Below are 22,155 nucleotides of genomic sequence, written 5' to 3'. Positions count from 1 at the left end.
CCGGAAAAGTGACTGTCAAATCGCTATCGCGAGCAGGCTCACTCCTACAGGGGATGGAGCCAGGCTGTTTGTCTGGCTCCATTTTCATCAGCCTTCGAGCTTGCTTTTCAGCAGTTCGTTCACTTGCTGCGGGTTGGCTTTGCCTTTCGACGCTTTCATCGCCTGGCCGACGAAGAAGCCGAACATCTTGCCGCGTTTGGCTTCATCCGCTGCACGATACTGTTCAACCTGCTCGGCGTTGGCCGCGAGCATTTCGTCGAGCACGGCCGAGATTGCGCCGCTGTCGGTCACTTGCTTCAGGCCGCGTTTTTCGATGATCTCGTCTGCGCTGCCTTCACCGTTGGCCATCGCTTCGAACACAACCTTGGCAATCTTGCCGGAGATGGTGTTGTCCTTGATGCGCTGCAGCATGCCGCCCAACAGTTCAGCCGAAACCGGCGACTCGTCGATGTCCAGGCCTTGCTTGTTGAGCAGGCTGCCCAACTCGACCATCACCCAGTTCGCCGCCAGTTTGGCGTCACCGCCGATGCTCGCGACTTTCTCGAAGTAGTCGGCTTGCTCGCGGCTGGTGGCCAGCACGCTGGCGTCATAGACCGACAGACCGAATTGCTCCTGGAAGCGCTCGCGCTTTTGCGGAGGCAGTTCCGGCAGGGTGGCACGCACCTCGCCGAGGAACGATTCCTCGATAACCACCGGCAGCAGGTCCGGATCGGGGAAGTAACGGTAGTCGTTGGCTTCCTCTTTCGAACGCATCGGACGGGTTTCGTCCTTGTTCGGATCGTACAAACGGGTCTGCTGGATCACTTTACCGCCGTCTTCGATCAGCTCGATCTGACGCTGGATCTCGGAGTTGATCGCCTTCTCGATGAAACGGAACGAGTTGACGTTCTTGATCTCGCAACGCGTGCCGAACTCAACCTGGCCTTTCGGACGGATCGACACGTTGCAGTCGCAACGCAGCGAGCCTTCGGCCATGTTGCCGTCGCAGATGCCCAGATAACGCACCAGTGCGTGAATCGCCTTGACGTAAGCCACGGCTTCCTTGGCGCTGCGCATGTCCGGCTCGGAAACGATTTCCAGCAACGGCGTGCCGGCACGGTTCAGGTCGATGCCGGTGGCACCGTTGAATTCTTCGTGCAGGCTCTTGCCGGCGTCTTCTTCCAGGTGCGCGCGGGTGATGCCGACACGTTTGACCGTGCCGTCTTCCAGCGCGATATCCAGATGGCCTTTGCCAACAATCGGCAATTCCATCTGGCTGATCTGGTAGCCCTTCGGCAGGTCTGGGTAGAAGTAGTTTTTACGGGCGAACACGTTGTGCTGACCGATCTCGGCGTCAATCGCCAGACCGAACATCACCGCCATACGCACCGCTTCCTGGTTCAGCACCGGCAACACCCCGGGCATGCCCAGGTCAATCAGGCTGGCCTGGGTGTTCGGCTCGGAACCGAACGTGGTGGAACTACCGGAAAAGATTTTCGACCGGGTAGTGAGCTGAGTGTGAATCTCCAGCCCGATCACGACTTCCCATTGCATGTGTGTCTCCTCAGAAGCCGGTTGGGGTGCGGGTGTGCCAGTCAGTGTTGAGCTGATACTGGTGGGCAACGTTCAACAGGCGACCTTCCTGGAAATACGGCGCGAGCAACTGCACGCCCACCGGCAGACCGTCGACAAAACCGGCTGGCATCGACAGGCCCGGCAGGCCCGCGAGGTTGGCGGTAATGGTGTAGACGTCTTCCAGATAGGCAGCGACCGGGTCGCTGTTCTTGGCGCCAAGCTTCCAGGCCGGGTTTGGCGTGGTTGGGCCGAGGATGATGTCGACTTCATTAAAAGCAGCCATGAAATCGTTTTTCACCAGACGACGGATCTTCTGCGCTTTCAGGTAGTAGGCGTCGTAGTAACCGGCGGACAGCGCGTAGGCACCGACCATGATCCGGCGCTGTACTTCCGGGCCGAAGCCTTCGCCACGGGAGCGCTTGTACAGGTCGATCAGGTCTTTCGGTTGCTCGCAGCGATGGCCGAAACGCACACCGTCGAAACGCGACAGGTTCGAGGAGGCTTCTGCCGGCGCGATCACGTAGTACGCAGGAATCGCGTGCTGCATGTTCGGCAGGCTGATTTCCTTGATCACGGCACCGAGCTTCTGCAGCTCTTTGATGCTGTTCTGGATCAGCTCGGCGATACGCGGGTCGAGACCGGCGCTGAAGTATTCCTTCGGCACGCCGATGCGCAGGCCTTGCAGCGAATCGCCCAGGCTTGCGGAGTAATCCGGCACCGGCTCATCGATGCTGGTGGAATCGTTCTGATCGAAGCCAGCCATACCTTGCAACAAAATTGCGCAGTCTTCGGCCGTGCGCGCCAACGGACCGCCCTGATCGAGGCTGGAGGCGTAAGCGATCATGCCCCAGCGTGAAACGCGACCATAGGTCGGTTTCAAGCCGGTGAGGTTGGTGAATGCCGCCGGCTGACGAATCGAACCGCCAGTGTCGGTGGCCGTTGCCGCGGGCAACAGACGCGCGGCAACGGCCGCCGCCGAACCACCGGACGAGCCACCCGGAACGTGTTCCAGGTTCCACGGGTTTTTCACCGCGCCATACCAGCTCGACTCGTTGGCCGAACCCATGGCGAATTCGTCCATGTTGGTCTTGCCCAGGGTCACGGCACCGGCCGCGGCCAGTTTCGCGACCACGGTGGCGTCGTACGGGGCTTTGAAGTTGTCGAGCATCTTCGAGCCGCAGCTGGTACGAATGCCCTGGGTGCAGAACAGGTCTTTGTGAGCGATCGGCGCGCCGAGCAGGGCGCCGCTCTCACCGTTGGCGCGGCGGGCATCGGCGGCTTTCGCCTGCTCGATGGCCAGCTCTTCGGTGAGGCTGATGAAACTGTTGAGCTGCGGATCGAGCTGGGTGATGCGCGCCAGCAGGACTTTGGTCAGCTCTTCGGAGGAAAACTTTTTATCGGCGAGACCGCGGGCGATCTCGGCCAGAGTCATTTGATGCATTGCAGGCTCTTTCCCTTTAGTCGATGACTTTCGGAACCAGATACAGGCCGTTTTCGACCGCTGGTGCGATGGACTGGTAGGCCTCGCGGTGATTGCTCTCGGTCACGACGTCGGCGCGCAGGCGCTGACTGGCTTCCAGCGGGTGGGCCAGAGGCTCGATTCCGTCGGTATTAACAGCCTGCATTTCGTCGACCAGACCGAGAATGCTGTTGAGAGCGGAAGTAATGTGTGGAAGATCGGCATCATTGAGGCCAAGGCAGGCCAGATGAGCGATTTTTTCCACGTCGGAGCGTTCTAGCGCCATCGGGATTCTCCTGTGGAAAACAGAACGGACGGCGTCCGTGTGTTAGATTGTCGGAACACTACCGCACTTCTACGGTCATAAGGCCGCGATTGTGGGGCTTGGTGCACAGAAAAGCGGCCAATTTAACATATTGGCGCCTTGCCCAAAATCCCTGTCGTTGTTAGAGTTTGCCGCACTTTTTTACCCACGCGTTGCCTAGGGTCCCTTTCCCATGTTCAAGAAACTGCGTGGCATGTTTTCCAGCGATCTTTCCATTGACCTGGGCACTGCCAACACCCTTATTTACGTGCGCGAGCGCGGTATCGTCCTGAATGAGCCATCGGTTGTGGCCATTCGGACACACGGTAATCAGAAAAGTGTCGTTGCTGTCGGCACCGAGGCCAAGCGCATGCTCGGCCGTACGCCGGGCAACATTGCTGCCATTCGTCCGATGAAGGACGGCGTGATCGCCGACTTCAGCGTCTGCGAAAAGATGCTGCAATACTTTATTAACAAGGTTCACGAAAACAGCTTTCTGCAGCCTAGCCCTCGTGTGCTGATCTGCGTTCCATGCAAATCCACTCAGGTTGAGCGTCGTGCCATCCGTGAATCGGCCCTCGGTGCCGGTGCCCGTGAAGTGTTCCTGATCGAAGAGCCAATGGCTGCTGCGATCGGTGCCGGCCTGCCGGTAGAAGAAGCACGCGGTTCGATGGTCGTGGATATCGGTGGTGGTACCACTGAAATCGCGCTGATCTCCCTGAACGGTGTGGTCTATGCCGAATCCGTCCGCGTTGGCGGCGACCGCTTCGACGAAGCGATCATCACCTACGTGCGTCGTAACTACGGCAGCCTGATCGGTGAATCCACCGCTGAGCGCATCAAGCAGGAAATCGGCACGGCCTACCCGGGCGGCGAAGTTCGCGAAGTCGACGTTCGCGGTCGCAACCTGGCCGAAGGCGTTCCACGGGCATTCACCCTGAACTCCAACGAAGTGCTGGAAGCTCTGCAAGAGTCTCTGGCGACCATCGTTCAGGCCGTGAAAAGCGCCCTTGAGCAATCGCCACCGGAACTGGCTTCCGACATCGCCGAGCGTGGCCTGGTGCTGACCGGTGGTGGCGCGCTGCTGCGTGATCTCGACAAGTTGCTGGCCCAGGAAACCGGTCTGCCAGTCATCGTTGCCGAAGATCCGCTGACCTGTGTTGCTCGCGGCGGTGGCCGTGCATTGGAAATGATGGATAAGCACACCATGGATCTGCTCTCGAGCGAATAAGTCGCCGGGTGCAATACGTGGGTGAGCGCGCAGGCAGCACTTTGCAGTGCTGCCTGTTGGCGTTTATCTTCTGTCAGTCTTCATCCAGGCCGGTTTGATGCCGTATGAATAAACAGAACATTTGCCTGGGAGGAGCGGCTTATTAAACCGCTTTTCGCCAAAGGCCCTTCGTTGGGTGTGCGCCTGTTGGTGCTGGCCGTGCTGTCGGTCGCGCTGATGGTGGTCGATGCCCGCTTCGACCTGCTCAAGCCTGCGCGCAAACAAGCGTCGCTGGTGTTGATGGACGCCTACTGGATCACTGACCTGCCCGGACGGCTGTGGGAAGGGATTGCCAGCCAGTTCGGCAGTCGCACCGAACTGGTCGCCGAAAACGAAAAACTCAAGACCGAAAATCTGCTGTATCAGGGCCGCATGCAAAAGCTTGCTGCACTGACCGAGCAGAACGTCCGGCTGCGCGAGTTGCTCAATTCCTCTGCGCTGGTCAATGAAAAGGTCGAAGTGGCCGAGTTGATCGGCATGGACCCCAACCCCTTCACCCATCGCATCATCATCAATAAAGGTGAGCGCGATGGCGTCGTACTGGGGCAGCCGGTGCTCGATGCGCGCGGCTTGATGGGGCAGGTGGTCGAGTTGATGCCGTACACCTCGCGTGTACTGCTGCTGACCGACACCACTCACAGCATTCCTGTGCAGGTGAACCGCAACGGCTTGCGTGCGATTGCCAGCGGCACCGGTAACCCGGAACGTCTGGAATTGCGTCACGTCGCTGACACCGCCGATATCAAAGAGGGCGATCTGCTGGTCAGCTCCGGTCTCGGCCAGCGCTTCCCGGCCGGTTACCCGGTGGCCACGGTGAAGGAAGTCATTCACGATTCCGGTCAGCCGTTCGCGATCGTCCGCGCCGTGCCGACTGCCGCACTCAATCGCAGCCGTTACCTGCTGTTGGTATTCAGCGACAACCGCACCGCCGAAGAACGCGCCAACGATGTCGCGCAAGCCCAGGAAAATCTTGATGCCTTTGGCGGCGGCCCGATTGTTCCGGCCACTGTGCCGAAAGCCGTGACACCGCCTGCAGCTGCTGCGACGACGCCAGCGACGCCTGCCGCACCGGCAGCTGCCACCAGCACCACACCGGTCAAACCCGCAGCAAGCAAACCGCCAGCGGCTGCCAAACCACCGGCAGCGACGCCGGCGGCCAGCAAACCTCCAGCTGCCCAGCCCGCTGCACGACCTCCGGCAAAACCGCCCGTCAGTGCGCCGGCGACAACCGGGAGACAAGAATAATGGTCGGGGCTACTGCATCGCGAAACGGCTGGATCGTCTGGCTGACGTTTCTCATTGGCATGTTGCTCAGTGTCTCGCCGTTGCCGCAATTCATGGAAATCCTGCGCCCGCTATGGCTGGCGCTGCTCCTGACTTTTTGGGCGCTGTACATGCCGCAAACGGTCGGCATGGTCACGGCGTTCTGTCTGGGCCTGGCTGAAGATGTGCTCTACGGCACGCTGCTGGGGCAGAACGCGTTGATCCTGACGCTGATCACCTTCCTCGTGCTGTCATTGCAACAACGCCTGCGGATGTTTCCGATGTGGCAGCAATGCCTGGTGATCCTGGTGATCTTCGGTCTCGCGCAACTGGTGCAGTTGTGGCTCAGTGCCTTGACCGGTAACCGTCAACCAACCCTGGCGCTGGTGCTACCGGCGCTGGTCAGTGCCTTGCTCTGGCCTTGGGTCAGCTTTGCCCTACGCGGATTGCGCCGACGCTACAAAATCAATTGAGCCGGTGAAGCTGGGCACTGAACAGGGAGATGTTTTGATGAAGCCGCTTTACCTCGCCTCCGGATCGCCGCGTCGCCGTGAATTGCTCACGCAGATCGGCGTTCCATTCTCCGCCATCAGTGCGGATATCGACGAAACTCCATTACCCGAAGAATCGCCGTCGGCCTATGTCGAGCGTCTGGCGTGCGGCAAGGCCGAGGCCGGGCGTCGCACAGTCGTGTCCGCTCATCCATTCTGCGTGCTGGGTGCCGACACCGCCGTGGTGCTGAACGGCAAAATTCTTGGCAAACCGGTGGACGAAGCCGATGCATGCGCCATGCTGATGATGTTGTCCGGCAAGGAGCATGAAGTGCTGACCGCCATCGCTGTGCTGGAAGACGAGCGCTGCGAGTCGCGGGTGGTGCGCAGTCTGGTGCGGTTTCGCCCGATCAGCAGTGAAGAAGCCGCCGCCTATTGGGCCAGTGGCGAGCCCCGGGACAAGGCCGGCGGTTATGGCATTCAGGGGCTCGGCGCGGTGTTTGTCGCGGGGCTCAACGGCAGTTACTCGGCAGTGGTCGGGTTGCCGGTTTGCGAAACCGCAGAACTGTTAGGCCATTTCGGCATACCCTGTTGGCAAAACCTGAACGCGCAATAAGCGTCGTACGAATCCAGATGCGGCCATTATCGTGAACACGCCTGAACGAGATCCTGCCATGAGTGAAGAGATTCTGATCAACATCACGCCGATGGAGTCGCGCGTGGCGGTGGTCGAAAACGGTGTGCTGCAAGAAGTCCACGTTGAGCGCACGCAAAAACGCGGGATCGTCGGCAACATCTATAAAGGCAAGATTGTTCGGGTACTGCCGGGTATGCAGGCAGCATTCGTCGACATCGGCCTGGATCGCGCGGCATTCATTCATGCTGCGGAAATTTCTCTGCGTGAAGGCCCAGCGGTGGAAAGCATCAGCGCGCTGGTGCACGAAGGCCAGAGTCTGGTGGTGCAAGTCACCAAGGACCCGATTGGCTCGAAAGGCGCGCGGTTGACTACGCAGCTGTCGATCCCGTCGCGCTACCTGGTGTACATGCCGCGCACCGCCCACGTCGGCATCTCTTTGAAAATCGAAGACGAAGCCGAGCGCGAACGCCTCAAACAGGTGGTCAGCGATTGCGTGGCCAAAGAAGGGATCAAGGAGGCCGGCGGTTTTATTCTGCGCACCGCCGCCGAAGGCGCTGGCGCCGATGAAATCCTCATGGACATCCGTTACCTGCGGCGCCTGTGGGATCAGATCAACGAGCAGATCAAAACCATCGGCGCGCCGAGTGTGATTTACGAAGACCTCGGTCTGGCGTTGCGTACGTTGCGTGACCTGGTCAATCCGAAAATCGAGAAGATTCGCATCGATTCCCGGGAAACCTTCCAGAAAACCACGCAGTTCGTCGCCGAACTGATGCCGGAAATCGCTGATCGTCTGGAGCATTACCCGGGTGAACGGCCGATTTTTGACCTGTACGGCGTCGAAGACGAAATCCAGAAAGCCCTCGAACGCAAGGTGCCGCTGAAATCCGGCGGTTATCTGGTGGTCGATCCGGCGGAAGCCATGACCACGATCGATGTGAATACTGGCGCGTTCGTTGGCCATCGCAACCTCGAAGAAACCATCTTCAAGACCAATCTCGAAGCGGCCACCGCGATTGCGCGGCAGATGCGCCTGCGCAATCTGGGCGGGATCATCATCATCGACTTCATCGACATGGAAGATGAAGAGCACCAGCGCCAGGTGCTGCGCACTTTGGAAAAACAACTGGAACGCGATCACGCCAAGACCAACATCATCGGCATCACCGAGTTGGGCCTGGTGCAGATGACCCGCAAGCGCACCCGTGAAAGTCTCGAGCAAGTGCTGTGCGAACCGTGCAGCAGTTGCCAGGGCCGCGGCAAACTGAAAACCGCGGAAACCATCTGTTACGAGATCTTCCGCGAGATCCTCCGTGAGGCGCGGGCTTATCAGGCCGAGGGTTATCGGGTGCTGGCGAACCAGAAAGTCGTCGACCGTTTGCTCGACGAAGAATCCGGTAACGTTGCCGAGCTTGAAGGGTTTATCGGGCGCACCATACGCTTCCAGGTGGAAACCATGTATTCCCAGGAACAATATGACGTGGTGTTGCTCTGATCCCCTGCGCCACTTTTATTTCACCGCGGCTGGCCTCAGCTTTTCGCAGTATTTTTGCCATGGGAGCCATCTGACATGGAACGTCTGACACGCATTCTGGCCGCACTCACCCGTTGGGGGCTGGGCCTGTGCGCGTTGGTTCTGGTGTTGATGGCGTTGTACGTCAGTCTCGGCCGTGAGCTGACCCCGTTGGTGGCCGAGTATCGCGCCGACATCGAAGACAAGGCCAGCGCCGCCCTGGGTATGCCGTTGCAGATCGGCGAGCTGGAAGGTAACTGGAGCGGTTTTGCGCCGATCCTGTTGGCCCATGATGTGATGGTCGGCTCAGGTGCCAATGCGCTGCGTCTGGACCGCGTGCGAGCGGTACCGGATCTGTGGGCCAGCCTGTTGGCGCGCGAAGTGCGCATTGCCCACCTTGAACTCAACGGTCTGAAAATCAGCCTCAAGGAAGCCGAAGACGGCAGTTGGGCGCTGGAAGGTCTGCCGGTGCAGAACGATCAGCCGCTTGACCCGCAACAATTGTTCAATCGCTCGCAAATGATCCAGCAACTGTCGGTGCTCGACAGTCAGGTGACCTTGCAACCGCTGGATCACGCGCCACTGACCCTCACCTATGTCGGCCTCAATCTGAAAACCGGCGCCAACCGTCAACGGCTCGATGCGCGTTTGACCTTGCCGGATGGCCAGCCTGTTGCATTGAGCCTTCGCACGCGAATTCGCCCCGAGCAATTGAAGGACAGTGTGGTGGACGGTTACGCCAGCCTGCCGCAAAGCGACTGGTCGAAGTGGCTGCCGGAGCGTCTTACCCAACAATGGAATTTTTCCGAGATCAAAGCCGGCGGCGAGCTCTGGGTCAATTGGGCCAAGGGCACGCTGCAAAGTGCGGCGCTCCGTTTGAACGCGCCGCAACTGACCGGCGCTTACGCCGATCGCAAGCCGATCCAGATCAATAATCTGGCGCTTAACGCCTACTACGAGAACAGTGCCGAGGGCGCGACCGTTACCCTCGATTCGCTGGCGATGAGTTTCGGTGAAAACCGTTGGGAGTCGCATGTACAGCTGAAGCAGACGCGCGCGACCGACAAGGTGGACGAGCTCTGGCACTTGCAAGCGGATCGTCTCGATCTGACTCCGATCACCCCGTTGCTCAATGCGTTGGGGCCGTTGCCGCAAGGTTTTGCCAAAGCCGTTGATCATTTGAAAGTCACCGGTGGTCTGCGTAACGTGCTGCTGGATTTTCGCCCCAACGCCACCGATGGCAACAAATTCAGTTTCGCCACCAATCTGGACAATGTCGGTTTCGACGCCTATCACGGCGCTCCGGCAGCACGAAACGTCAGTGGCAGCCTCAGCGGTAACCTAGACGGTGGCGAGTTGCGCATGGACAGCAAGGATTTTGTCCTCCACCTCGACCCGATTTTTGCCAAGCCATGGCAGTACCTTCAGGCCAACGCACGCCTGACCTGGAAGCTCGATAAAGACGGCTTCACCCTGATCGCCCCGTACCTGAAGGTGCTCGGCGAAGAGGGCAAGATTGCCGGCGATTTCCTGATTCGCCTGCATTTCGATCATAGCCAGGAAGACTACATGGACCTGCGGGTCGGTCTGGTAGATGGTGATGGTCGCTATACGGCCAAATACCTGCCCGAAGTGCTCAGTCCGGCGCTCGACGAGTGGCTGCGTACGGCAATCCTCAAAGGCGCGGTCGATCAGGGTTTCTTCCAGTATCAGGGCTCGCTTAGCAAGAATGCCGGGGAGGCCGATCGCAGCATCAGTCTGTTCTTTAAGGTGCGCGACGCTGAACTGGCCTTCCAGCCAGGCTGGCCGCACGTGAGCAAGGTCAGTGGCGACGTGTTCATCGAGGACAGTGGCGTGCGGATCTGGGCCGACAAGGGCCAATTGCTCGACACTCAGGTCAGCGATGTCTTCGTCAATATTCCCCACGTACCGTCCGGGCAACACACGCACATGTATCTTGATGGCGGCTTTGCCGGCGGTCTCGGTGATGGTCTGAAAATTCTCCAGGACGCCCCGATCGGCACGGGTGAAACCTTTGCCGGTTGGGAAGGCGCGGGCGATCTGCAAGGCAAGCTCAAGCTCGATATCCCGTTGGACAAGGGCGGCGACCAGCCGAAAATCCTCGTCGATTTCAAAACCGCCAACGCGCGGCTGAAACTGGCTGAGCCGAAGCTGGAGCTGACTCAACTCAAAGGCGATTTGCGCTTTGACAGCGCCAAGGGGCTTAGCGGGCAGAACATCGCCGCGCGGGCGTTCGACAAACCGGTAACTGCGCAGATCTTCGCCGATGGCAGCCCCGGCAAGCTCAAGACCCGGGTCGCCGCATCCGGTCAGGTCGAAGTGAAGAAGCTCACCGACTGGCTGGGTGTGACACAACCATTGCCGGTTTCCGGAACCATTCCTTATCAGTTGCAATTGAATCTGGACGGCGCCGACAGCCAGTTGATGGTCAGCTCCAGCATGAAAGGTGTGGTGGTGGATTTGCCGGTACCGTTCGGCATGGCGGCTGATGTAGGGCGCGATACTGTGTTCCGCATGACCTTGCAGGGGCAGGAGCGGCGTTATTGGGTTAATTACGACCAACTGGCCAATTTCACCTTCGCGGCACCGCCGAGCAATTTTGCCGAGGGCCGTGGCGAATTGTTTCTTGGTGCCGGCGAAGCGGTGCTGCCGGGCGCCAAAGGCTTGCGGATTCGCGGGGTGCTTTCGGAGCTGGACGTAGCGCCGTGGCAGGACCTTGTCAGCAAATACGCTGGGCAGGATCCGGGCGGCAGCGCCAAGCAATTGCTCAACAGTGCTGATTTCAAGGTCGGCAAGCTCACCGCATTCGGAACTACGCTGGATCAGGCGTCGGTTCAGGTCAATCGCAAGCCGGGCGCGTGGAATCTGGCCCTCGACAGCCAGCAGGCCAAAGGCTCGGCAAGCCTGCCAGACGCCAAGGGCGTGCCGATTGCGGTCAATCTGCAATACGTGAAACTGCCGGCGCCGGACCCGACGGTGCAGGCTGACGAGAATTCGCCGGATCCATTGGTATCGGTCGATCCGACGAAGATTCCGGCGTTGGATATCACCATCAATCAACTGTTCCTCGGCCCGGATCTGGTTGGCGGCTGGTCGCTGAAGGTGCGCCCGACCGCCAAAGGCATCGCTCTGAACAACCTCGACATGGGCCTCAAAGGCATCCTGTTGCAGGGTAATGGCGGCTGGGAAGGCACACCGGGAGCGACCAACAGCTGGTTCAAAGGCCGGATTGGCGGCAAGAATCTCGCCGACGTCCTCAAGGGCTGGGGCTTTGCCCCGAGCGTGACCAGCGAAGAGTTCCACATGGACGTCGATGGCCGCTGGCCGGGCTCGCCGGCTTGGCTGGCGACCAAACGCTTCTCCGGCACCCTTGATGCGTCGCTGAACAAAGGTCAGTTTGTTGAAGTGGAGGGCGGTGCACAGGCGTTACGGGTGTTCGGTCTGCTCAACTTCAACTCTATCGGTCGCCGTTTGCGTCTGGACTTCTCTGATCTGTTCGGCAAAGGCTTGAGCTACGACCGGGTCAAAGGTCTGCTGGTGGCGAACAATGGTGTGTATGTCACCCGCGAGCCGATTCGCCTGACCGGCCCTTCGAGCAACCTTGAGCTGGACGGTACGCTGGATCTGGTCGGCGACAAGGTTGACGCCAAGTTGCTGGTGACCTTGCCGGTGACCAACAACCTGCCGATCGCTGCGCTGCTCGTCGGCGCACCGGCGGTTGGCGGTGCGTTGTTCCTTATCGACAAGTTGATCGGTGACCGTGTGGCGCGCTTTGCCAGTGTGAAATACACCGTCAAAGGCCCATGGAAAGAGCCGAAAATCACCTTCGACAAGCCTTTTTAACTAGCAGACACTACCCCTGGTAGGAGCTGCCGGAGGCTGCGATCTTTTGATTTTGTTTTTAAGCGCCAGATCAAAAGATCGCAGCCTGCGGCAGCTCCTACACAGTTATGCGCAGATTCCGAGGAGTAGCCATGTCTTTAGCGGTGATTCAAATGGTCAGCCAGAGCGACGTGCTGGCCAATCTGGCTCAGGCCCGGCGCCTGCTCGACCAGGCTGCGGCCGGTGGCGCCAAGCTGGCGGTGCTGCCGGAAAACTTCGCCGCCATGGGCCGTCGCGACATCGCTGATATCGGCCGCGCCGAAGCATTGGGCGAAGGACCGATCCTGCCATGGTTGAAACAGACCGCCCGCGACCTCAAGTTATGGATAGTGGCCGGCACCTTGCCGTTGCCGCCGGTGGATCAGCCGACGGCCAAGGCCAATGCCTGCTCGTTGCTGGTCGATGAGCATGGCGAAATCGTTGCACGCTATGACAAGTTGCATCTGTTCGATGTCGATGTGGCGGACAATCGCGGCCGTTATCGCGAATCCGATGACTATGCTTATGGCAGTGGCGTGGTGGTTGCCGATACGCCGGTAGGCAAGCTCGGTCTGACCGTGTGTTATGACCTGCGCTTTCCCGAGCTGTATAGCGAATTGCGTGCCGCCGGTGCCGAGTTGATCACTGCACCGTCAGCCTTTACTGCGGTGACCGGCGCAGCGCATTGGGATGTGCTGATTCGCGCGCGGGCCATCGAGACCCAGTGTTATGTGCTCGCCGCAGCGCAGGGCGGGACCCACCCGGGACCGCGGGAAACTTTCGGCCATGCGGCGATTATCGACCCGTGGGGCCGTGTGCTGGCGAGTCAGGATCAAGGCGAAGCGGTGTTGTTGGCCGAACGCGACAGTATTGAACAAGCGTCCATCAGGGCGCGAATGCCGGTGGTGAGTCATCGGCGGTTTTTCTCGCAGGGCGCGCAGCGGCCTGCTTCAGAACACGAATTTAAGGCGTAAACCTATGAGCGAGTTGTTGTCCTCAGTCAGTGATCACCTGTTGGCGCCGGGCGGCGTGACGATCGAGAGTCTGCAAGGCGTGCTCGGCGATCTGGCCGGCCCCGGCATCGACGCTGCCGATCTGTATTTCCAGGGCCAGATCTCCGAGTCCTGGGCACTGGAAGACGGCATCGTCAAGGAAGGCAGCTTCAACCTCGACCAGGGCGTGGGGGTGCGCGCTCAGTCCGGTGAGAAAACCGGTTTTGCCTACAGCAACGCGATCACCCTCGAAGCCCTCGGCGCAGCCGCCCGCGCGGCGCGTTCGATCTCTCGTGCCGGGCAGAACGGCACGGTGCAGGCATTCACCACGCAGGATGTCGCGCAACTGTACGCGCCGGACAACCCGCTGGAAGTGCTGAGCCGCGCCGAGAAGGTTGAACTGCTCAAGCGCATCGATGTGGCTACCCGCGCGCTCGACCCGCGTATTCAGCAGGTCAGTGTCAGCATGGCTGGCGTCTGGGAGCGGATTCTGGTGGCGTCCACCGACGGCGGCCTGGCGGCGGATGTGCGCCCGCTGGTGCGTTTCAACGTCAGTGTGATCGTTGAACAGAATGGCCGTCGCGAGCGCGGCGGGCATGGCGGTGGCGGGCGTACCGACTACCGTTATTTCCTCGCCGAAGACCGTGCCATGGGCTATGCCCGTGAAGCGTTGCGTCAGGCGCTGGTGAATCTGGAAGCGATTCCTGCGCCGGCCGGAACTTTTCCGGTGGTGTTGGGTTCTGGCTGGTCTGGCGTGCTGTTGCACGAAGCGGTCGGCCACGGTCTGGAAGGCGATTTCAACCGCAAGGGCAGTTCCGCCTACAGCGGACGCATGGGCGAAATGGTTGCCTCGAAGCTCTGCACCATTGTCGATGACGGCACCTTGAGCGGCCGTCGCGGATCGCTGAGTGTCGACGACGAAGGCACGCCGACCGAGTGCACCACGCTGATCGAAAACGGCGTGCTAAAGGGTTACATGCAGGACAAGCTCAATGCGCGTCTGATGGGCGTGGCCCGCACCGGTAACGGTCGTCGTGAGTCCTATGCGCATCTGCCGATGCCGCGAATGACCAACACATACATGCTCGGTGGCGAAAGCGATCCGGCGGAAATCATTGCTTCGGTGAAGAAAGGTATCTACTGCGCCAACCTCGGCGGCGGTCAGGTCGATATCACCAGCGGCAAGTTCGTGTTCTCCACCAGCGAGGCGTACCTGATCGAAGACGGCAAGATCACTGCGCCGGTCAAGGGCGCGACGTTGATTGGCAACGGCCCTGAGGCGATGAGCCGGGTGTCGATGGTCGGTAATGATCTGGCGCTGGACAGCGGTGTGGGCACTTGCGGCAAGGATGGGCAGTCGGTGCCGGTAGGCGTCGGTCAGCCGACGTTGAAGATCGATGCGATCACCGTGGGTGGCACGGGCGCATAAATAAACGTGTGTAGGAGCTGCCGAAGGCTCGGGCCGCGATCGGACGATCTTTTGATCTTGCTTAACATCAAAGTCAAAAGATCGCAGCCTGCGGCAGCTCCTACAAGTGGCGAGATATCAACGCAGGCCGCGTTGAGTCTCGTCCAGCTCACGGATGTACTTGAAGATCTTGCGGCTGGAAGCAGGAGGTTTGTTTTGCGCAACCTCATGCTGAGCCTGACGGATCAGGGAGCGCAGTTGCTGGCGATCGGCGTCCGGGTACTCGACGACGAATTTTTCCAGCACGGCATCGTCGCCCGCGATCAGGCGATCACGCCAGCGTTCGAGATTGTGGAAACGCTCGTTGTATTGGCGAGTGGAGGCATCAAGTTGATCGAGCAAGGTCAGAATCGCGTCAGTGTCCTGATCGCGCATCAGTTTGCCGATGAACTGCAGGTGCCGTTTACGCGCGATGTTCGCGGTGTGCTTGGGCGCATCGGCCAAAGCCCGGCGCATGGCGTCGGTCAGCGGCAGTTTTGCGATCAAGTCAGGCTTGAGTGTGGTCAGGCGCTCGCCGAGGTCAACCAGAGCATGCAGCTCGCGTTTGACCTGAGATTTGCTTTTTTCTCCCGTATCGAGGGAGTCGTCGTAAGAATCAACCATGGTGGCAGTCCGCAAAGAAACGCCGCCATGATAACCAGTCGGGGGCCGCTTGTCCGGCCCGGTCGCTCGATTGACCCTAGCCGAAAGCAGAATTTGAGTGGAGATGAGCATGAGTGCAGTTGAAAGCGTCGGCCCGCAGGCATTGCCGGCACTGCAGGAACAAGTCGAGCAGATCATCGCCGAAGCCAAGCGTCAGGGCGCCAGCGCCTGCGAAGTAGCCGTGTCGCTGGAGCAGGGGCTGTCGACCTCGGTGCGTCAGCGCGAAGTCGAAACGGTCGAATTCAACCGTGATCAGGGCTTTGGCATCACGCTGTACGTTGGCCAGCGCAAAGGCTCGGCCAGCACATCTGCCACTGGTCCGGATGCGATTCGTGAGACCGTCGCGGCTGCACTGGCCATCGCCAAACATACTTCCGAAGACGAGGCCTCGGGCCTGGCCGACGCGGCGTTGATGGCCAAGGAACAGCACGATTTCGACCTGTTCCACGAGTGGGACATCACGCCGGAGCAAGCCATTGAGAAGGCCTTGCTCTGTGAAGCAGCGGCATTCGACGCAGATGCGCGGATCAAGAACGCTGACGGCACCACTCTGAGCACTCATCAGGGTTGCCGCGTGTACGGTAACAGCCACGGGTTCATTGGTGGCTACGCCTCCACCCGACATAGCCTGAGTTGCGTAATGATCGCCGAAGCAGATGGCCAGATGCAGCGCGATTACTGGTACGACGTGAGCCGTCAGGGCAGTTTGCTGGCCGATCCGGTGAGCATCGGTCAGCGTGCTGCGCAACGGGCGGCGAGCCGTCTGGGCGCGCGTCCGGTACCGACCTGCGAGGTGCCGGTGCTGTTTTCCGCAGAGCTGGCGGGCGGTTTGTTCGGCAGTTTCCTCTCGGCGGTGTCTGGCGGCAGTCTGTATCGCAAGTCGTCGTTCCTTGAGGGCACCCTGGGGCAGAAACTGTTCCCGGAGTGGCTGACCATCGATGAGCGCCCGCACCTGATGCGCGCCATGGGTAGCGCTTCGTACGACGGTGATGGTCTGGCCACTTACGCCAAACCGTTCGTCGAAAAAGGCGAGTTGGTGTCGTACATCCTCGGCACTTACTCCGGGCGCAAACTCGGCATGCCGAGCACTGCCAACGCTGGCGGCGTACACAACCTGTTCGTCACCCATGGAGACGAAGACCAGGCGGCGTTGTTGAAGCGCATGGGCCGTGGCTTGTTGGTCACAGAACTGATGGGCCATGGCTTGAACATGGTCACTGGCGACTATTCGCGCGGGGCGGCGGGTTTCTGGGTCGAGAATGGAGAAATCCAGTTCGCCGTGCAGGAAGTGACTATCGCCGGCAACATGCGCGACATGTTCAAGCAGATTGTTGCCGTGGGTAATGATCTGGAGTTGCGCAGCAACATTCGCACCGGTTCGGTGCTGATCGAGCGGATGACCGTCGCGGGCAGCTAAACCCCATTCGTCAAAACTAAAAAAGGCGCGCCACCTCATCGGGTGGCGCGCCTTTTTTATTGGACCACACAAAACCAATGTGGGAGCGAGCCTGCTCGCGAAAGCGATTTAACAGCCGACCGCAGCGGTGACCGGCACGACGCCTTCGCGAGCAGGCTCGCTCCCACCCTGAAATCTGCATAGCTCGGCGCTCTTGTTTTGGTTCTCATTATCATCTAATAATAAATCTCATTATCGAATGAGCCTCGGATCATGAGTTCTGCCTTGCACGAGCAGCCGTACCTCGAAAGCTGGCGCTGGATGAGTCGCCAGATCCGTTGCGCGATGGATCCCGACGAACCGCGCCTGATCGAACACTATCTGGCCGAGGGTCGGTATCTGGCCTGTTGTACGGCGACTTCTCCCTGGACCATCGCTGAAACTTCCTTCCGTCTGCTGCTCGACACGGCCATCGATATCGCCTTGCCGTGGCACTGGCGCAGCTTCTGTCTCGATCAAGCTTGGCGTCCGCTGCGTGAAATGGAGCGCCTGTCCCTGTGCAAATGCCGGCTCCAACGTTGGCAACGCTACACCTGGCAGCTCGCCACCTGCGAACTGCTGCCCTCGATTCCTCTTATTGAACTGGTGCAAGGATTTTCAGATGACCAAGACACGTATTGAGCGCGACAGCATGGGCGAACTGCAGGTGCCGGTGGACGCTCTCTACGGCGCGCAAACCCAGCGCGCGGTGGATAACTTCCCGATTAGCGGCAAACCGATGCCGACGCAATTCATCCGCGCGCTGATCCTCGCCAAAGCCGCCGCCGCCCGCGCCAACGTTGAACTCAACCAGATCAGCGCCGCCCAGGGCAAAGCCATCAGCGACGCCGCGCAAGGTCTGCTCGAAGGCGACTTCATGCAGCATTTCCCGGTGGACATCTTCCAGACCGGTTCCGGCACCAGTTCCAACATGAACGCCAATGAAGTGATCGCCACCCTGGCTAGCCGTTTGCTCGGCGAGCCGGTCAACGCCAATGATCACGTCAACTGCGGCCAGAGCAGTAACGACATCATCCCGACCACCATCCACGTCAGCGCCGCGCTGGCCCTGCACGAACAATTGCTGCCGGCGCTGCTGCACCTGGTGCAAGTGATCGAGCACAAAGCCGCGCAAGTACATCACCATGTCAAAACCGGCCGCACGCATTTGATGGACGCGATGCCGGTGCGCATGAGCCAGGTGCTCAATGGCTGGGCGCAGCAGCTCAAGGCCAACATCGGCCACCTGCAGGATTTGCTGCCGAGCCTGCAATCGCTGGCGCAGGGCGGCACGGCGGTCGGCACCGGGATCAACGCGCATCCTGAGTTCGCCGCACGTTTCAGCCGCCAGTTGAGTCAATTGACCGACGTGGAATTCACCCCGGGCAAGGATCTGTTCGCGCTGATCGGCTCGCAGGACACCGCCGTCGCCGTCTCCGGTCAGCTAAAAGCCATCGCTGTGTCGTTGATGAAAATCGCCAACGACCTGCGCTGGATGAATTCCGGCCCGCTCGCAGGCCTCGGCGAAATCGAACTCGAAGCCCTGCAACCGGGCTCGTCGATCATGCCGGGCAAGGTCAATCCGGTGATCGCGGAAGCCACCGCCATGGTCGCCGCGCAAGTGATCGGCAACGATTCGGTGATCACCATTGCCGGCCAGTCGGGCAACTTCGAACTCAACGTGATGTTGCCGATCATCGCGCAAAACTTGTTGAGCAGCATCGAACTGCTGGCCAACTCCAGCCGCCTGCTCGGCGACAAAGCCATCGCCAGCTTCAAGGTCAACGAGTCGCGCTTGAAAGAAGCGTTGTCGCGCAACCCGATTCTGGTCACCGCGCTCAACCCGATCATCGGCTACCAGAAAGCCGCCGAAATCGCCAAGCAGGCTTACAAGGAAGGTCGTGCGGTGATCGACGTCGCTCTGGAACACACCGATCTGTCGCGCAGCCAACTGGAAGAGTTGCTCAATCCCGAGAAACTCACCGCCGGCGGCGTGTAAACCCCGCAAACGCTTTGGAGGCTCACCATGGAGCACTGGAAACGCACGATCGAACGGGCCAATCGCTGCTTCATGCTCGGCGAATTGATCGACGCCCGTGAGGCTTACCTGCAAGCCCTGGCCCTGGCGCAAGTGTTGTTCGAACGCTGGGCGGATGCCGACGAAGCGGTGGCGGCCTGCGTCATCTCCCATCACAACCTGGCCGATCTGCACTTGCGCCTGAACCAGCCGGAGGAGAGCGCCGAATACCTCTGCGCGATCCATCAACGACTGTTGCAGACCATGCAGGACGAGCGCCTGCGCCCGGCATTGCGTGAAGCGGCGCTGCGCCAGAGCAGCAAGACCTACGTCGAGCTGCTGAATTTCATCAGTGAACACGGCGAATACCCGCGCACCCAGCGCCTGCTGCACCCGGATACCGGCAATGCGCGCCGCGCGCCTGCCCCTCATCACCATGGAGTCCATTGAAATGGCTTTTACCTTGCCTGCCTTGCCTTACGCCTACGACGCGCTCGAACCGCACATTGACGCGCAGACCATGGAGATTCATTACACCAAGCATCACCAGACCTACATCAACAACCTCAACGCCGCCGTGGAAGGCACTGAATACGCCGAATGGCCGGTAGAAAAACTCGTCGCCAGCGTCAAGGTGCTGCCGGAAAAGCTCCGCGCGGCGGTGATCAATCAGGGTGGCGGTCACGCCAACCATTCGTTGTTCTGGGAGGTCATGGTGCCAAGCGGCGGTGGCAAACCGGATGGCGCGCTGGCCAAGGCGATTGATGAGCAACTGGGGGGGCTCGACAGTTTCAAGGAAGCCTTCACCAAAGCCGCACTGACCCGTTTCGGCAGTGGCTGGGCCTGGCTCAGCGTGACGCCGGAGAAAAAACTGATTGTGGAGAGCAGCGGCAACCAGGACAGCCCGTTGATGAACGGCAACACGCCGATTCTCGGTCTCGATGTCTGGGAGCACGCCTACTACCTGCGCTACCAGAACCGTCGCCCGGAATACATCAACGCGTTCTACAACGTAATTAACTGGCCTGAAGTGGCTGCGCGCTATCAGGCCGCACTGGTTTAAGTCTTCTATAAAAACAATCCAAGGCTGACTATGGGCACTGAAACACTGGCGATCGGAAGTGGGCGTATGTTTCGTTACGCAGTGGGATCGCTGTTGCTGTTGGCGGGCATGACCTTGCTGGTTGCCCACGGGCTGGAATGGCTGAATCTGCAACCGAGGCTGTCGCGGGCGTTGCAGGGTGGCGCGATCTGCGCCCTCGGCACGGCGCTTGGCGCGGTGCCGGTGCTGGTGATTCGGCGCATGCCACAGGCACTCAGCGATACCTTGCTGGGTTTTGGCGCGGGTGTGATGCTGGCCGCTACGGCGTTTTCGCTGATTGTGCCGGGCATTGCCGCTGCCGGAAACCTTGGTCTGACACCGTGGGGCGCCAGTGGACTGATCTGTTTCGGCATCATGCTGGGTGCGTTCGGGTTGTATCTAGTCGATCGTCAGCTGTCCGGAGCCTCACCGGAAATGCTGGTGGGGACGCCGGAGCATCCGGTGATTCCTCCACGGATCTGGTTGTTCGTGTTCGCCATCATTGCCCATAACATTCCGGAAGGCATGGCTGTCGGCGTGTCTGCTGGCGGCGGCATGCCGGATGCGGACAGCCTGGCCATGGGCATTGCCCTGCAGGATGTGCCGGAAGGTCTGGTGATTGCGCTGGTATTGGCCGGGGCAGGAATGTCGCGGGTCAAGGCGTTCCTGATCGGCGCGGCGTCAGGTCTGGTCGAGCCGGTGTTTGCGTTGCTGTGTGCGTGGCTGGTAGGTCTGGCGCAGGTGCTGCTGCCATTAGGTCTGGCACTGGCGGCGGGGGCGATGTTGTTGGTGGTGACCCACGAGGTCATCCCGGAGTCACGGCGCCATGGTCATGACAAACTGGCCAGCCTTGGCCTGTTGATCGGGTTTTGTCTGATGATGGTGATGGATACCGCATTAGGTTGACGATCAAAAGATCGCAGCCTGCGGCAGCTCCTACATTGGAATGCGTTCAGTGTAGGAGCTGCCGCAGGCTGCGATCTTTTGATTTTGGCTGTCAGCCGCCTTCATCGAAGTAGTTGTTGATCAACGCCACCAGCGCATCCAGCGCTTCCTGTTCCTGATGCCCTTCAGTACTCAAATAAATCTTTGTGCCCTTGCCAGCCGCCAGCATCATCATCGCCATGATGCTTTTGCCATCGACCGTAGTCTCTGGCGTGCGGCCCACCCTGATCGTGCAATCCGGATACTGCCCAGCCACCCCGACGAACTTGGCCGATGCGCGGGCATGCAGGCCCAGCTTGTTGATGATTTCGATTTCCAGAGCAGGCATCGCGGTGTGAATCCTTTAAGTGAGGTCGCGGTGGCGAACCTGGACGTTCTTCAGGGTTTTCTGCAGGGCCTGACCCAGTCGTTCAGTCAGGTAGACGGAGCGGTGATGTCCGCCGGTGCAGCCAATGGCAATGGTGACGTAGGCGCGGTTGCTCGCAGCGAAGCGCGGCAGCCACTTGTGCAGGTAGGCGAAAATGTCCTGGAACATTTCTTCGACCTCCGGCTGCGCCGCCAGATATTCCGCCACCGGCGCATCGAGACCCGATTGCGCACGCAGCTCCGGCTTCCAGTACGGATTGGGCAGGCAGCGCACATCGAATACCAGATCCGCGTCTACCGGCATGCCGCGTTTGAAGCCGAATGACTCCACCAGAAACGCCGTGCCCGGCTCCGGCTGGTTCAGCAGGCGCAGCTTGATCGAGTCGCGCAGCTGATACAGGTTCAGATTGGTGGTGTTGATCTTCAGGTCCGCGAGGTCGGCAATCGGGCCGAGCAGGGCGGTTTCATCCTGGATCGCCTCGGCCAGCGAGCGATTGGCGTTGCTCAGCGGGTGGCGACGGCGGGTTTCGGAGAAACGCTTGAGCAGGGTTTCTTCGTCGGCGTCCAGATACAGGACATCGCACTGGATGTGCTTGGCGCGGACATCTTCGAGCAGCTCGGGAAAGCGCGTCAGATGACTCGGCAGGTTACGCGCATCGATCGACACGGCCACCAGCGGTTGCGCCAGCTCAGTATGAATCAGCGCACGTTCGGCCAGTTCCGGCAGCAAGCCTGCGGGCAGGTTGTCGATGCAGTAATAGCCGTTGTCCTCAAGGACATCCAGAGCCGTACTTTTACCCGAGCCGGAGCGGCCGCTGACGATGATCAAACGCATG

20 protein-coding genes are annotated in these 22,155 nt (G+C 60.1%); 14 read left to right on the top strand and 6 right to left on the bottom strand.

What is annotated here, in order from left to right:
- Positions 1–87 precede the first annotated feature (87 nt).
- Genes gatB through gatC form a run of 3 tightly spaced genes read right to left on the bottom strand, consistent with a single transcriptional unit; the run spans position 88 to position 3,299 of the window.
- Positions 88–1,533 (bottom strand): Asp-tRNA(Asn)/Glu-tRNA(Gln) amidotransferase subunit GatB, encoded by a 1,446-nt coding sequence (gatB, locus tag ACOYXE_RS18210; RefSeq protein ID WP_034154465.1) that lies wholly within the window; start codon positions 1,531–1,533, stop codon positions 88–90.
- Positions 1,534–1,543: 10 nt separating this feature from the next.
- Positions 1,544–2,995: an Asp-tRNA(Asn)/Glu-tRNA(Gln) amidotransferase subunit GatA gene (gene gatA / locus ACOYXE_RS18205; RefSeq protein ID WP_095119488.1), complete on the bottom strand. Its 1,452-nt coding sequence runs from the start codon at positions 2,993–2,995 to the stop codon at positions 1,544–1,546.
- 16 nt (positions 2,996–3,011) lie between these two features.
- Entirely contained in the window at positions 3,012–3,299 is a 288-nt protein-coding gene (gatC, locus tag ACOYXE_RS18200) for an Asp-tRNA(Asn)/Glu-tRNA(Gln) amidotransferase subunit GatC (RefSeq protein WP_007915356.1), read from the bottom strand.
- Positions 3,300–3,510: 211 nt separating this feature from the next.
- Here gatC and mreB point away from each other — a divergent pair, with 211 nt between their 5' ends.
- From mreB to tldD, 8 genes are all read left to right on the top strand, one after another.
- Positions 3,511–4,548 carry a rod shape-determining protein MreB gene (gene mreB / locus ACOYXE_RS18195; RefSeq protein ID WP_002555108.1) on the top strand — a complete coding sequence of 346 codons (1,038 nt, stop codon included), beginning with the start codon at positions 3,511–3,513 and terminating at the stop codon, positions 4,546–4,548.
- A gap of 171 nt (positions 4,549–4,719) precedes the next feature.
- The gene (mreC, locus tag ACOYXE_RS18190) at positions 4,720–5,832 is read left to right on the top strand and encodes a rod shape-determining protein MreC (protein WP_460926375.1); all 1,113 of its coding nucleotides are present in this window, start codon (positions 4,720–4,722) and stop codon (positions 5,830–5,832) included.
- A complete protein-coding gene (gene mreD / locus ACOYXE_RS18185; RefSeq protein ID WP_077571118.1) occupies positions 5,832–6,323 on the top strand; it encodes a rod shape-determining protein MreD in 492 nt (163 codons plus the stop codon). The genes mreC and mreD overlap by 1 nt, the downstream gene beginning before the upstream one ends.
- Before the next feature lie 37 nt (positions 6,324–6,360).
- Positions 6,361–6,957 carry a Maf family protein gene (locus ACOYXE_RS18180; protein ID WP_460926374.1) on the top strand — a complete coding sequence of 199 codons (597 nt, stop codon included), beginning with the start codon at positions 6,361–6,363 and terminating at the stop codon, positions 6,955–6,957.
- 58 nt (positions 6,958–7,015) lie between these two features.
- The gene (rng, locus tag ACOYXE_RS18175; protein ID WP_077571121.1) at positions 7,016–8,473 is read left to right on the top strand and encodes a ribonuclease G; all 1,458 of its coding nucleotides are present in this window, start codon (positions 7,016–7,018) and stop codon (positions 8,471–8,473) included.
- 75 nt (positions 8,474–8,548) lie between these two features.
- Entirely contained in the window at positions 8,549–12,355 is a 3,807-nt protein-coding gene (locus ACOYXE_RS18170; RefSeq protein WP_460926373.1) for a YhdP family protein, read from the top strand.
- A gap of 131 nt (positions 12,356–12,486) precedes the next feature.
- Positions 12,487–13,347, top strand: coding sequence for a carbon-nitrogen hydrolase family protein (locus ACOYXE_RS18165; RefSeq protein WP_460926372.1), 861 nt, complete (start codon positions 12,487–12,489; stop codon positions 13,345–13,347).
- A gap of 4 nt (positions 13,348–13,351) precedes the next feature.
- Positions 13,352–14,794 (top strand): metalloprotease TldD, encoded by a 1,443-nt coding sequence (gene tldD, locus ACOYXE_RS18160; protein WP_160055865.1) that lies wholly within the window; start codon positions 13,352–13,354, stop codon positions 14,792–14,794.
- A gap of 117 nt (positions 14,795–14,911) precedes the next feature.
- On the opposite strand, the gene yjgA is transcribed toward tldD, so the two are convergent.
- Positions 14,912–15,436 carry a ribosome biogenesis factor YjgA gene (gene yjgA / locus ACOYXE_RS18155; RefSeq protein ID WP_007915377.1) on the bottom strand — a complete coding sequence of 175 codons (525 nt, stop codon included), beginning with the start codon at positions 15,434–15,436 and terminating at the stop codon, positions 14,912–14,914.
- A gap of 109 nt (positions 15,437–15,545) precedes the next feature.
- Between yjgA and pmbA the strand changes: the two genes are divergently transcribed.
- The 6 genes from pmbA (at position 15,546) to ACOYXE_RS18125 (ending at position 20,914) form a co-directional block, all read left to right on the top strand.
- Positions 15,546–16,892 (top strand): metalloprotease PmbA, encoded by a 1,347-nt coding sequence (gene pmbA, locus ACOYXE_RS18150; RefSeq protein WP_160055867.1) that lies wholly within the window; start codon positions 15,546–15,548, stop codon positions 16,890–16,892.
- Positions 16,893–17,144: 252 nt separating this feature from the next.
- Positions 17,145–17,552, top strand: a complete 408-nt coding sequence (locus tag ACOYXE_RS18145) for a FagA protein (RefSeq protein ID WP_160055869.1) — start codon at positions 17,145–17,147, stop codon at positions 17,550–17,552.
- Positions 17,533–18,909, top strand: a complete 1,377-nt coding sequence (locus ACOYXE_RS18140; RefSeq protein WP_160055871.1) for a class II fumarate hydratase — start codon at positions 17,533–17,535, stop codon at positions 18,907–18,909. Before ACOYXE_RS18145 ends, ACOYXE_RS18140 begins: the two co-directional genes overlap by 20 nt.
- A 27-nt stretch (positions 18,910–18,936) precedes the next feature.
- Positions 18,937–19,377: a hypothetical protein gene (locus ACOYXE_RS18135; protein WP_007953590.1), complete on the top strand. Its 441-nt coding sequence runs from the start codon at positions 18,937–18,939 to the stop codon at positions 19,375–19,377.
- 1 nt (position 19,378) lies between these two features.
- Positions 19,379–19,990, top strand: a complete 612-nt coding sequence (locus ACOYXE_RS18130; RefSeq protein WP_454565836.1) for a superoxide dismutase — start codon at positions 19,379–19,381, stop codon at positions 19,988–19,990.
- Positions 19,991–20,020: 30 nt separating this feature from the next.
- Entirely contained in the window at positions 20,021–20,914 is an 894-nt protein-coding gene (locus ACOYXE_RS18125) for a ZIP family metal transporter (RefSeq protein WP_460926371.1), read from the top strand.
- 91 nt (positions 20,915–21,005) lie between these two features.
- Here ACOYXE_RS18125 and ACOYXE_RS18120 read toward each other — a convergent pair whose 3' ends face one another.
- Complete coding sequence (locus tag ACOYXE_RS18120; RefSeq protein ID WP_008085079.1) at positions 21,006–21,281, bottom strand: HPr family phosphocarrier protein; 276 nt, start codon at positions 21,279–21,281, stop codon at positions 21,006–21,008.
- A 15-nt stretch (positions 21,282–21,296) separates the two neighbouring features.
- Positions 21,297–22,154 (bottom strand): RNase adapter RapZ, encoded by an 858-nt coding sequence (gene rapZ / locus ACOYXE_RS18115; RefSeq protein WP_122597937.1) that lies wholly within the window; start codon positions 22,152–22,154, stop codon positions 21,297–21,299.
- Position 22,155: the final 1 nt, after the last annotated feature.

Source organism: Pseudomonas sp. MC6 (genome assembly GCF_054790575.1).
This window is presented reverse-complemented; position numbering and strand designations above follow the sequence as displayed.